We start from the raw sequence: 13,347 nt of genomic DNA, 5'->3' as shown, positions 1-13,347 counted from the left end.
TTCTTAAATGATTAAAATCCGAATTTAGAAAACAATCCAGGTTTTTTCCATGAAGCTTTATACTCATCTGCAATAGGATCATAATCTGCAACTGAACGTACCTGATCCAATATTGCATGAGCTTCTTTTACGTTTCCAGCCTGATACAAAACAACAGCTTTTGCCAGTTCAACACTTTCTACAAGATCATCATAGCCCCACTCTTCAGCATTGTAAATGGTAGTGAATCTTTCAGCAAGGGCTAAAGTCTGATCTTTATTATTCAGTTTTTCATAAACCCGAACTCCATAGCTTAACCAGAGCACATATTCTTCAGGATCCATTGCCTCGTTACATTCAGCATCATATTCGTTAAACACGGAGGCTGCTTGCTGATAATTTTCCTGAAGAAAATCACTTTTAACGATCATATAAATGGTTTTCGCTTTATCAAAAGCATCTAAAAGGAATTCTCTTTTATTTTGAAAATATCTCCTAGCTGCCAAGCCTACTTGTCCATAATTTTCCTGTTCATTATAAATCTGCATCAGGGAATACTGAGGATTCGGTTCCTGTGGAAAACGCTCAGCCATCCCTTCGTAATGCGCTTTTCTGGCATTAATGTCCTGACTGTCCAAATGCTCAAATAAAATACCTTCCAATATGTTTTTACCAGCTTCCAGATCTCTGTAATCGTAATCATTAATTTCCAGATTGTCCATGGTATGTTGATAGGCGTAGACAAGAACTTCTTCTGCCTCTTTATAAACATCATCAGCTCCCAATAATCCATGAAGCTGAACCTGACGGGCTCTATAATACACATTTTTATAAAAATAATCCTCGGATTCTCCGTAAAGACTGAAATAGGTATTCAACGCTTCTTCTGCCTCTTCATAATTTCCGCCATCAATCAAAGCATCAATCAATACCACATGAAGTTCCATAAATTCTGAATATCTAAGCCCTTCAGAAGCAATTGTTGCAGCAGCATGATGATCTCCCAATAACGAATATTTAATCGCTAAATTATTACAACACATTGCTCTCGTATGCAGATCATTATGATAGTCACTCTCAAACTTTCCCTCCTTATAATATCTTCGGAATGCTTCATAAGCCTGCTTATACATGATACGATTGACTTCAGTCAACTGAATCTTATCATTCTCATCCTCTATTACTTCTATAAACTCGCTCATGCAGACTCCTTCATTATAGATATCTGCAGGATAATCCGGAAATCTCGGAATTTCAGATGAAACTGTTCCATTCAAAAGGTATTCGGATTCTACCTTTCGCCTCCAGGAAGTGGCATTGGGTGATAATACTACTGCTTTTTCCAGTAAAGGAATAGCTTCAGCATAGCGTTGGTCTTCATACAGATAAGTTCCCGCAAAATGATACCCAGCGAACAGTTCCGGATGGGAATTCATGACTTCAAGGGCATGATGGTAGTAAAAATCAGCGGAAACATTCAGCAAATCGCTATAATTTCTTTCAATAATCAGCTGATAATAGAAAACATCAGGATTGTTATATCCATTTTGAATCAGTTCGGCAAAACGCTGGTGCCATTCTGCCAGTTTTTCATGAACGTGCAGTGCTGAATTTTCACATTTAATCGCCTTCATCATCATCTTCAGTGAAAGGTCAGGTACATTATTTTCAAACGCAATGTCGGCAAGATTGAAAAAATCATATTCATTCCGGCTTACAAAAGTAGTATGTTCCTGATCAATAAGCGCAGTAAGTTCCTCTCCTGAAACCATTTTTGTATGGTCCAGTAAATAGATCTTTTTGATCCAGTACAACGAGATGTTTTTGTCCCTGATCTCACGGTTGTCTGCATATGCTTTTTTAGCATAATACATTGCGGCTTCAAGACTGTTCAAAAGCGCTTTATTTTCTGTAAGGGATTCATATATTTTAACCAGGAAATCATATCCATATCCTACATAGTCCGGGTCCTCCAGCATACGTTCGGCATAGCCTATAAACTCAGCCTTATTTTCCTGGGTGATATGTTTTTTAATTCTGGCGATCTGCATCAGGTTATATTCATTTCCTAATGGATAATTCAGAATGTTATATAAGGCTTTCTGATTGTTAGGGTTAATCTGAAGGATTCTGCGCAAGTAAGGAATAACATAGTCTCTGATGGCATCATAAACCGCTTCATGCCCGTCATAGTAAACGATATCATGGTAAGCTACTGCCATTAAAAATAAGACCTCTTCATCTTCAGGATGAGATGATAAGTATTGTTCTCCTTCTATAATACACTGGTCCAGATCTCCTCTGTAAAACAGTTGTTCTAAATTATGGTACATTATTAATATTTTGTTCTATCATTCAATCATTATACTTCCTCTCTGCCTCAACAAAATCGGAATTCATGATATTGGGCTGCAAAATATAAAAAACACAAGGAAAAACAAATGACAAACCTTATAAATCCCGGAAACCAGTGAGTAAATAATTCTGATTTATGATAAAAATTGATGCTTAAAGTTTTAATTTTAACCCGAAATTCAAAATATAAATTTTTCAACGATGAAAAAATTATTCACAGGGCTTTCTTTGGTTTTATCCTTGATGATGATCGCTCAAAAGGCTCCTGCAAAAAAAAGTTCTTTGGTTCTTTATTCTTACCAAACCTTTGGATGTGATGTTAAGGGATATTTTGATCCTTCAAAATATAAAAAAGAAGAAATAGATGGCACTTACAAACTTTTATATCCTTTAACGTGGTCTCCGTTTACTTCTCTTATCGTTTTTAATCCGGCAAAATATGATGAGGTTCGCAGCAATAGTGCTCAGCTTTTGCAACAGGCTGAGAAAGAGTATCTGGAGCGAAAGAAAGAACTTGAAGAACTCAAACTCATAGACCTTCCGATATGGAAAAAACAGCATGAAGAAGCTCTTACTCTTCTGGAAAATGAATATCACCTCAATAAAGCACTTCTTATGGGCTATGCTGATCCGCAATCCCTTAAAAACAGCAAGTTTTATACTACCTGCAAAGAATATGCAGATGCCATGACCACCAAGGACAAGAAGAAAATGTATTCTGTATGGAAAGGTTTATTTGAATCTAAAAAAGGAGAAGAGCTTTATTCCGGAACAAAAGACGCTTTTAATGCCAAATGGAATGATCCGAGAAAGGATGATTATGCATTTATTGATCTTATGAACGCTTTCAATAATTGCGCAAACCATAGTTTCAGACCTAAAGCTGATGAGGATAATACTTTATTTAAAACTTTTGAAAAGGTTTTCGTAAAAGTAAAAAGAGATTGTGATGAACCTTAAAATTTCAGAAAACGGCCTGTTTAAAGCAAAAAATTAAAATTCTCATCAAATAAGAAAAATAACTATATAAAATTGATTAAATTCTTTAGTTTTCGGATTTAAAGCCTTAATTTTGCGCTGAAATTTTAGAAAATCCGGATTCTTTCTACAACTATGCGCATGGAAAAAATGATGGTCGGGCTCTCCCTGACTTTATCTGCTATTGTTTTGGGGCAAAAGTCCCCTGCAAAAACCAACAATCTGACACCGTACAGCTATCAGACATTCAATTGTGACAACAAGGGATATTTTGATGCTTCCAAATATGAAAAAGAGGAAATAGACGGGGTTAACAAACTTTTATACAAGTTCAATGGGGTTCATTTTGATACGAATCCTATTTTTAAGCTTTCCAGCCTTGAAGAAATTCGTAAAAATAAGGAACAGCATCTGGAAAATCTGGAAAAACAATACCAGGAGAAAAAAGAAGAACTTTACAGCCTTAAAGTAATTAATCAGCCGGTTTGGAAAAAGCTGTATGAAAATGCCATACAAACTTTTGAGAACGAATATGAACTGAACAAGGAAGAAATCCTTGCATTTTCAGATCCTACCACTCTTAAAAACAGCAGATTTTACGAAACCTGCAGAGAATCCATTGATGCCATATCATCTCCTGACAGAGAAAAAATGTTTGCTTCATGGAAAGCCTATACAGAGCTTAAAAGTAAAAACAATGCAGATCCGCAAGGGGTGATGAACCGTTTCAATGCAAAACTTAGTGATCCACAAAGTGAAGACTACGCCCTTATTGATATGATTGGTTTAAGTTTTCATAATTGCGCCAACAGCAGCTTCAGACAGAAACGCGATGAGGAAGGAAATGTTTACAGGGATTTCGACAAAATTTTCACAAAACTGAAAAAAAATTGTGATGAGCCTTAATTAGGAATTAAAAATTATAGCGGCAGTACTCATTTTGAGTACTGCTTTTTTATTTTAAAGTTATGTGTATGTAGTTTTAAAGAATATTTGGATAGAGAATGGTTAAGGGAAGGTTAATGAAGCGCCCTTTCTTTGTCAAAATCATCAATAGATTTATTTTCGTTGCATTAACCTTTAGAATGCATCTTTTATGAATTGTAAATATCTTTTTTTAACCATAGGCATTAGTGTAGCTTTATCAGCACAAAAGCAGCCTACCCTTATCCCGTTCTCACTGGAAAACAATTCTGTTTATCTGCAATGCAGGGTAAATGCAGTGGATAATGTAAAATTCCTGTTTGATACCGGTGCAGACGGATCTGTCATTAATATCAATGCTAAGAAGAAAGTTAATTTGAAAATTGGCGGAAAATCTGAAAATAAAGGTTCAAACGGGGTAAACACCGTTGATTACAGCAGTCATAATACAGTTCAATTCGGGGATATACAGAAAACAGATGTTCTTTTTACCCTCATTCCTTATGGAGAGGTTAATTTCGATGGTGTTTTTGGAACAGATTTAATGAAAGGAAAGGTCATTGAAATTGATTACCATAAAAATGTGATCCGTTTTTATGATGAAAATGACACGTCTATTGATTTTTCAGGATATGAAAAAATGAAACTCCATCTCATTGATAATTACCCTGCTGTGGAAAGCTCAATAACAGTCAATGGTAAAGAATATTCCGGGTATTTCGGTCTTGACAGCGGTGCGGATGATGCTCTTACCATCGCTTCTCCTTATGCCAGAAAAAATTCTTTAGCCAATACCATGAAAACAATCGGAAAAGCTGCAGCACAGGGCTCCGATGGTTCTGTATATGAAATGCCGGTAGTTCTTTGTCCATCCATTACCTTCGCCCATCAATTTCTTTACAATGTGCCAATTACGCTTTCCAGCTCTACAGAAGGAATTGATGCTTCAGAAAAAATGGCAGGCTTTTTTGGAAATGGTTTCTTAAAGAGATTCAATACCATTATCGATTTTAAAAACCAGTCTATTTATTTTAAGCTGAATAAGAATCTATATTCTGATTTTTGATAAGAGTATTGTTCCATATTATGTAAAATAATTTAAGTGAATATATACAATCTTATATCGCTGTCATTCCGACGAAGGAGGAATCTCAATACAATTAGATTCTTCATTTCTCTTCTAAACTATGTTTGCAAACCTTCTGTCTTTATTCAAAATGACATAGCTATAATAAAAAAATAATAGAATATATAATTACCCACCAATAAGAAAACCTTTGAATGGATCAAATAAAACATACAATAATGACAACCGAAGAGTTTGTAAAAAATTTCTATCTCGAAAAACAGGATATTATTCACTCAGCTTTTGAAAATCAATCAGATTATAAAACTCTTGTTTCAGCAAAAATTGAAGAATTAAACCTCAATGAAACCCAGATTAAGCAACTAAAGGACATTATTTCAACTCTTTTAACGGACACTTTTTATACGCTTCTTCTTGGATTGGATGGTTCTGCAAGTATCGGTGGCTCACAGGAAAGCTTCAAAATTTATGATGAAAAAGAGCAGCTAATTTCAGAAGGTGGAGATTTGGAAGGTTATGCTTACGAATATTTTCATGGAGAATAAGCGCCATCAAATAAATTAATAATGAATAAGTTACAATTATTCCAATTAAATTACTTAATTTTGCACCCCGAAAATAAGAATTCAAAATATGAAACGAATAGGTGAACACAGAACCCTTCTTGGAGTTGATAAAACGGTAACTTTAAAAGAGTTAAAAACGATTTACAGAAATGTGATGAAAGATACACACCCTGATAAATTTATCAATGACGAGGAAGGAAAAGTAGCAGCGGAAGAAAGAAGCAAGTCTGTGATTGAAGCCTATCATTTCCTGGTAAGCATTAATCCTGAAACTCAGGAAAAATATAAAGAAGAATACACAGAAACCATCACTCAATCTAACATTCAGGACTTTTATCTTGAAAAATCGATTTTAACAGTTCAGCATTTGAATGGAAAAACCTATGAATATATGGGCGTTCCAAGAAATACTTATATTAAAATGGTTAACGCTGATTCTCCAAGCCGTTTCGCAAGAAGACACGTCTATGGAAACTTTATCTACAGAAAAGCTGGAGAGGTTATGGCAGACTAATTTTTTTCAAATACAACATATGAGAGGGCTTTCGGTTTACACCGAAAGCCTTTTTTATTGCAGAGATCTAATGGATTTTTATCACTTTTGAAATACTTTATGATGGCTTCCATCTTCATATTCAAAAATAATTATCTGATTTTTAGTATCAGGAGATATTTTCTTCCCTGCCATATCATATGCATTCTTGATTTTTTTGTTTTTACCATTATTCAGATTTTCATTTGTTGATAATGTTGCCATTGAAGTAGTAGCAACCATGTCACCTAAAAAATATGACGGTCCCCAAAAAAGATGTGTTAAACTTTCAGCAAATGTACTGATATTGAATTTTAACAACTTGATTTCATTTTGTGAACTTATAGTGCCTACAAGTTCATTGGTTGCTCCAAGAAAACATAAATTGCGGATACCCTCATCTACCTCCGTAAAAGTATTTGAAAGCACACTAGAACTCATTAGGCTACCAGTGGATAATTGATAAGATTCTATAGTAAACACTATATTTCCTGAAACTGTATTCTGTTTTGTAACGTATAATTTCTGGTTTACAGGCACAATACTATCATAACTTCCTGATGGCAAACTGAATGACGTTTCACTGCCTGTTACAATATTATATTTAACAATTTTACTATTTACTAAAAGAACAAGTTCATTGGTTTCCTGGCAGAAAGCAAAATCCGAAAAACCGTTAAGGGAAGGTGTTGTATAATTATACTCAGAAACAAGATTTCCTGTTAGTTTATCAAATTCACATATAGAAATAATATTTGAAGAACTTTCTTTGATGGCGAACAATCTTCCATTGGCCATTGCAATATCTACATACACTCCTCCGTTATTCGCCGGCCAGGGAAGCTGTAATGTAGAAAATGTGTCATTCAATACATTATACTTACCTAATATATTCAGTCCTGAATTAAGGGTAAAAATCATGTTTGAAGAAGAATCGAAGGATGCACTGCCAATATTTGAGCTCCCACTACTGAATAAATATTTTGATGACATTTCTGCCCCGCTAATATTATTCAGTTTACGCATATCATCGTAGATGACGTTATTAGAATAACTTGACATTGTACAATACAAGTTCTGCGCACCCATGCTAGGGCAATACAATAAAGATAGCAAAATTATTTTTTTCATTTGTGTTTATAATTTTTTATAGGTTTTTAAAAATCTACCTAACCTAGTGTCTAAAGTAAAAACATTGGATGGTAAATATACACTAAAAATAAAATATTGAGCCTCATCAGAAATTATTAATCAAAAAGCGCCTCAGAAAATCTGAGGCGCTTTCGATTAATTAAAGGTATATGATATTCTAGTTATCTAAATGTTTAGGAGTAAAACCGTCTTCATTTAATTCCCTGTGCTCATACTCTGCCTTCATTTCAGCTTCGTAGTCTACTTTAGTATCTTTACCCATTCTTCTTAAGATAGAGTCAAATAGAGAGTATACTACCGGTACAATAATCAAGGTAAGGAATAGAGACGATGTTAAACCACCGATTACTACCCATGCAAGACCTTTGTTCATCTCAGCTCCGGCACCTGTTGCCAATGCAATCGGTAACATACCGAAGATCATCGCAATGGTTGTCATCAGGATCGGACGAAGACGGGCGTGGTTAGCTTGAATTAGAGCATCGTGAGTTGTTGCTCCGGCTGCTTTTCTTGCATTCGTAAAGTCAACAATCATAATCGCGTTCTTCGCTACCAATCCGATCAACATGATCATCCCTAGCATCGTAAAGATGTTCAATGAGTTAGCTGTTAAGGCAAGGATTACCATTACCCCAATCATCGCCAACGGAATAGAGAACAATACAACGAAAGGATATACGAAACTGTCATACAACGATACCATTACCAGGTATACCAATACGATAGCCGCTAATAACGCAATTCCTAAAGTACCGAAACCTTCCTGCTGGTTCTCCATATCTCCACTCCAGATGTAATCTACACCAATAGGTCTTTTCTCATTCATAAACTTAGCAGCCCATTCGTTCGCTACGTCCCCAACCGGTCTACCTACTGCTTTGGCTCTTACTTTTACTGAAGGAGACTTATCTCTACGTTCAAGCAAACTTGGTCCTGAGCCCATTTTAACTTCAGCAAACTGGCTTAAACGAATCTGCTGCCCCTGAGGGTTTGTAAACATAAGGTTTTTAACATCATCAATAGATTGTCTGTTCACATCTCCAAAACGGATGTTAATGTCATATTCGTACTCTCCTGCTCTGAATTTCCCATCTGTATTTCCATTAAATGCAGTCTGCATTGTTTGTCCTACACTTGAAAGATTTAAGCCTAGAGAAGCCATTTTATCTCTGTCGATATTTACCTGTACTTCCGGGTTACCAGAGTCAGTTGATAGCTCCGCATCTACTGCTCCTGGAACTTTTTTCAATAGATCAAGAATTCTGTTTGCTTCTTTTACTGCTGTTGCATTATCCGGAGCGGTTACTACCATTTCAATTGGTGCATTTTCAGCACCCATGATCCCTATTGGAGCTGTTTTGAACTCTACTCCAGTGAATTTCTCCTCTAGCTCTCTTTTTATTTTTGCAGCTTTGATGTTTGTACTTTCAGAACGTTCAGACTTATCTGTAAGGTTAACCTGAACCTCAGATTGGTAAGTAGTTGCCTGAGCACCACCAAAACCTGTTGACTGCTGTCCAACCGTTGTAATTAAGTCTACAACATCTTTATCATTTCTTAAAAATTTCTCAACATCTAATGTTATTTGGTTAGTTTTTTCAACGGTAGCATCTTTCGAAAGCTCCATTTGTACTAAGAACTGACCACGATCAATCGGCGGGAAGAATTCTCCTCCGATGAATCCAAAGATTACTAATGAGAATGAACTGATTAAAACAATGAATGTAATCACAACAGTAGAAATTCTTCTTAAAGTTGTCTTCAGACACCATTCAAGGATACCTGTAATCCAATGAGTGAATTTGTCAATTAACCCTTCAAACCAAAGGATGAATTTCTCAAACCAGTTTTTACCTGTTAAATGCTCTAGTTTACCGAATCTTGATGATAACCAAGGAATAATGGTAAATGAAGCCAATAACGAGAGTAATGTTGCAATAACCACCGTGACGCAGAACTGTGCCAGAATGTTGGCTACAAGCCCTGAGCTCATCGCAATCGGCAAGAATACCACCACAATTACCAACGTAATCGCAGCAACGGTAAATCCGATTTCTGATGCTCCGTCATACGCTGCTCTGATCTTGCTTTTACCCATCTCCATGTGACGGTAGATGTTTTCCAGTACTACAATCGCATCATCCACAAGGATACCTACCACAAGTGACAGCCCTAGTAAACTCATCAAGTTCAAAGTATATCCCATTAAGTTCATTCCGATGAACGCTGCCACCAATGAAGCCGGAATAGATACCATTACGATGAATGCGTTTCTGATACTGTGAAGGAATAATAGCATTACAATTGCCACAAGGATAATCGCTAAGAATAAGTCGAAAATTACGTGGTTGGCAGATTCAAGGGTAAATTCTGTAGTATCGTTTACGATTTTTACTTTTACTCCCTGGATTTTGTATGCTTCTTCCACAGTTTTAATCGTTTTCTGAATACTTTCAGATACTGCTACTGCGTTGGCATCAGACTGCTTTTTCACCTGCATTAAGATCGTCGGGAACTGGTTGAATCTTGCTACTTTTTCAACATCTTTCTGAGAGTCGAAAACGGTTGCGATATCAGATAAACGAACCTGTGCTCCATTTTTATTAGAAACAACAAGGTTGTTCATTTCCTCAGTAGACTTATACTTTCCGGATAATCTGATCGTAGATTTTGTAGTTCTTGTTTTCAAACTCCCTGTAGGGAAGTCTAAGTTTGAAGAGAGAATTGCCTGTTGAACATCTCCAATAGAAAGTCCATACCCCTGCAATTTCTTTTCGTCCAGATTCACCTGAATTTCTCTCTCCTGTCCACCTACAAGATCAACTTGTGCTACTCCATTTACACGGGAGAAAATAGGTTCAATCTTTTTATCTAGTAAGTCATAAAGATCCTTACTGTTTAATTTATCCGATGAAATACTCATCGTGATGATAGGTAAATCATCTAAAGAGAATTTATTCAGTGAAGGTGCTTTCACGTCATCCGGAAGGTCTCCCAGAATAGCGTTTACCTTTCTCTGAGCATCATTCAGGGCAAAGTCTACATCGGCACCATTGTTCAGCTGAACCATGATAACGGATAAACTTTCATATGAAGAAGATTCTACTTTTTTTACGTTTTCCAAAGAACCTACAGCATCCTCAATCTTTCGGGTGACGGAGGTCTCCACCTCTGCCGGTGAAGCTCCCGGATACACCGTGGAAATGGTTACCATGTTGGTTTCAAACTTCGGAATCAATTCGTATCCCATGAGTGTATAACTCAGGATACCTCCCAGCGTCAGAATTGTAAATAATACAATTACCAACGAGGGTCTTTTAATCGATATTTCTGCTAACTTCATATATCGTTTACTTTATAATGTTCACTTTAGATCCGTTGTCCAGGTTAATCTGTCCGCTGGTTACTACTTGCTCACCACCATTCAGTCCGCTTAATACCTGTACTTTGTCTCCGTAAACTTTCCCAACGGTTACTTTAATCAATTTAGCAACACCATTCTGAACAACAAATAATTGTCCTGAGCTTACTCCATTTACAAATGCTTCTGCCGGAACTGTCAGCATATTCTGAGTTTCTGCACCATGGTTTGTTTTAAATATAGCCGTTGCATACATACCCGCCTTTAAGTTTCCTCTGTTCTGAACTTCGATTTCAACAGGGAAATTCAAAGAAGCATCACTTTTAGGAGCAATAAATGTAATTCTACCTACGAAGGATTCTTCAGGTAAAACGTTTACATTAATTGGAACTTCCTGACCTAACTGAATTTTTCCAACCTGACTTTCATCTACTAAAACAGAAAGTTTTAGGCTGTTGATATTAACGATTTCAAACATTGAAGTTCCAACAGAAACAACTGTTCCGGGTTCAACCATTTTTTTGTTAACCGTACCACTGATCCCAGCACGGATGCTTGTATCATTTACTCGTACTCCCTGAGCTCTCACTGCAGCCTGCATGTTTTTCAGTTGCAATCTTGAATTGTCAAGTTGTTGTTTGGTAACACCTCCTGTTTTGTATGCATTTTCGTAACGCTGGTTGTCGATAATAGCGTTCTGTAGGTTATTCTGAGCCTGAGTAACGTCAACTTCGATAGCATCTCTTTTGATAGTTGCTAAAACCTGGCCTGCTCCTACTCTTGAACCTTCTTTCACTAGAACGCTAACAATACGTCCAGAAATCTCAGAAGACTGGTTCATTTCCTGCTTAGGAATGAAGGTACCGTTTGCAGAATAATCTGTATCGATATTCTCTCTTGCTACCGTTACGATATTAACGTTGATTTTATCTACCTGCTTGGCAACCTCTTTTACTTCCTGAGTCTGCTTTTCTTTGTTACCTGCAATCTTGTAAGCTGCCAACCCAACCAGTACAGCTGCTACGATGATATATATTAAAGTTTTTTTCATTGCTTATTATGGGTTTTGTAGTGTATTTAATTCTCCTTTTGCTTTCATCAACTGAATTTCTGCCTGCTTGTAATCTAATAGCGCGTTGGCATAGTTTTGTTTTGCTTCTGTTAATGAATTATCTGTATCCAATAGATCTGTAAGTGTTGCTAAACCGTATTGATAGTTGGATTGTGTATTAGCCTGTACTTTTTCTGCCAATGCCACGTTATCCTTCATACTCTGAATGTTGATTAAAGCATTTTCCATATTGGTAGTTGCATTCTTATAATCTAAATTCAGGCTTAGCTGAGTGTTTTCAATATCCTGATTTAAGTCTTGAATATCAATTTCTGCCTGCTGGATTTTAGATTTTGTAGCTCCTCCTGTGAAAATCGGAATATTTACATTTAATCCTACCGATGCCGCATCACTCCAGTTTACACCATTACTTATTCCGTTGAACCAAGGGAATTTTGTTCCCATTCCATACCATCCGTAGTTGGCCTGAAGGCTCACTGTAGGATAAAGGAATGCTTCAGTAGCTTTTTTGTTGAATTGTAAAAGCTCCATTTGCTTTCTTAGAACCTTCACTTCAGATCTGTTGTCTAAATTGATCTGCCCTGCGATAAGTTCAGGCTTTGGTTCGATGCTTTTTTCTTCCAGTTCAATCTGAGAATCTATAGGAACTCCCATGTAAAACTTCAGTGCATTTTTGGATAGTTCTACTCCATTGATAAGCTTTTGCTTATTGGAAGCGATGTTGGTAAGCTGAACATTGGTTCTGTCAAGATCGATAGGTTTTGCTAAACCGTTATCTACCAAACTCTTAATAACATTTCTTACTTTTTCAGTATTGGCGTAGCTTGTTTCCAATGTTTTCAGGTTTTCTTCCTGTACAAATACATTGTAGTACGCTGTTGCTACATTCACAATGATCTGCTCATTGGTCAGCTGAGAGTTCAATACATAGAATTCTCTGGTAGACTTTGCAGCCTTTAAACCAATGAAAACCCTCTGGTCAAACAACGCCTGATTTAAAGTGGCAGAAATGTTTGAGTTCCAAGGCTGGCCCATTTTGAAAATGTTTCGCTGGCCCATGATCTCCACTACTGTTTCCTGAATAATCGGGTTATAAGAAACACCACCGGCTACACTAATCTGTGGAAGAGCTCCGGCTTTAGCCTCATCAATCTTATATTCGGCTTTTTTAACCTGTAAGGCTGCTTTTTTAGCTTCAGCCTTATTCTGGAGTGCCTGTTTTATTGCTTCCTGCAGAGAAACCTGCTGCTGGGCAGACACCGATGAAAAACCGAAAATCATAAATGCTGCAGCTATCCCAATTTTTAGCTTTTGAGCAGTTATACGTTTTCTTTTCATAAT

At 36.6% G+C, this 13,347-nt stretch carries 10 protein-coding genes; 5 read left to right on the top strand and 5 right to left on the bottom strand.

Annotated elements, in window-relative coordinates; all coding sequences use genetic code 11:
- Nucleotides 1–11 precede the first annotated feature (11 nt).
- Nucleotides 12–2,312 (bottom strand): hypothetical protein, encoded by a 2,301-nt coding sequence (locus J2772_RS02340; RefSeq protein WP_209912934.1) that lies wholly within the window; start codon nucleotides 2,310–2,312, stop codon nucleotides 12–14.
- 223 nt (nucleotides 2,313–2,535) lie between these two features.
- Between J2772_RS02340 and J2772_RS02335 the strand changes: the two genes are divergently transcribed.
- The 5 genes from J2772_RS02335 (at nucleotide 2,536) to J2772_RS02315 (ending at nucleotide 6,403) form a co-directional block, all read left to right on the top strand.
- Nucleotides 2,536–3,294 carry a hypothetical protein gene (locus J2772_RS02335; protein ID WP_209912932.1) on the top strand — a complete coding sequence of 253 codons (759 nt, stop codon included), beginning with the start codon at nucleotides 2,536–2,538 and terminating at the stop codon, nucleotides 3,292–3,294.
- Between the two features lie 159 nt (nucleotides 3,295–3,453).
- On the top strand, nucleotides 3,454–4,218 hold the full coding sequence (locus J2772_RS02330) for a hypothetical protein (protein ID WP_209912930.1): 765 nt from the start codon (nucleotides 3,454–3,456) through the stop codon (nucleotides 4,216–4,218).
- A gap of 190 nt (nucleotides 4,219–4,408) precedes the next feature.
- On the top strand, nucleotides 4,409–5,302 hold the full coding sequence (locus tag J2772_RS02325; protein WP_209912928.1) for a retropepsin-like aspartic protease: 894 nt from the start codon (nucleotides 4,409–4,411) through the stop codon (nucleotides 5,300–5,302).
- Nucleotides 5,303–5,541: 239 nt separating this feature from the next.
- Nucleotides 5,542–5,868, top strand: a complete 327-nt coding sequence (locus J2772_RS02320) for a hypothetical protein (RefSeq protein WP_209912927.1) — start codon at nucleotides 5,542–5,544, stop codon at nucleotides 5,866–5,868.
- A gap of 88 nt (nucleotides 5,869–5,956) precedes the next feature.
- The gene (locus tag J2772_RS02315) at nucleotides 5,957–6,403 is read left to right on the top strand and encodes a KTSC domain-containing protein (RefSeq protein WP_089736177.1); all 447 of its coding nucleotides are present in this window, start codon (nucleotides 5,957–5,959) and stop codon (nucleotides 6,401–6,403) included.
- Nucleotides 6,404–6,484: 81 nt separating this feature from the next.
- On the opposite strand, the gene J2772_RS02310 is transcribed toward J2772_RS02315, so the two are convergent.
- From J2772_RS02310 to J2772_RS02295, 4 genes are all read right to left on the bottom strand, one after another.
- Nucleotides 6,485–7,552 (bottom strand): hypothetical protein, encoded by a 1,068-nt coding sequence (locus J2772_RS02310; RefSeq protein ID WP_209912925.1) that lies wholly within the window; start codon nucleotides 7,550–7,552, stop codon nucleotides 6,485–6,487.
- Between the two features lie 178 nt (nucleotides 7,553–7,730).
- A complete protein-coding gene (locus tag J2772_RS02305) occupies nucleotides 7,731–10,916 on the bottom strand; it encodes an efflux RND transporter permease subunit (RefSeq protein ID WP_209912923.1) in 3,186 nt (1,061 codons plus the stop codon).
- A gap of 7 nt (nucleotides 10,917–10,923) precedes the next feature.
- The gene (locus tag J2772_RS02300; protein ID WP_209912922.1) at nucleotides 10,924–11,985 is read right to left on the bottom strand and encodes an efflux RND transporter periplasmic adaptor subunit; all 1,062 of its coding nucleotides are present in this window, start codon (nucleotides 11,983–11,985) and stop codon (nucleotides 10,924–10,926) included.
- Between the two features lie 6 nt (nucleotides 11,986–11,991).
- Nucleotides 11,992–13,344, bottom strand: coding sequence for a TolC family protein (locus tag J2772_RS02295; RefSeq protein ID WP_209912920.1), 1,353 nt, complete (start codon nucleotides 13,342–13,344; stop codon nucleotides 11,992–11,994).
- Nucleotides 13,345–13,347 lie beyond the last annotated feature (3 nt).

Source organism: Chryseobacterium jejuense (assembly GCF_017877355.1).
GTDB lineage: Bacteria > Bacteroidota > Bacteroidia > Flavobacteriales > Weeksellaceae > Chryseobacterium > Chryseobacterium jejuense_A.
Note: the sequence above shows the minus strand (reverse complement) of the source record. Positions and strands in the feature narration are given on the sequence as shown.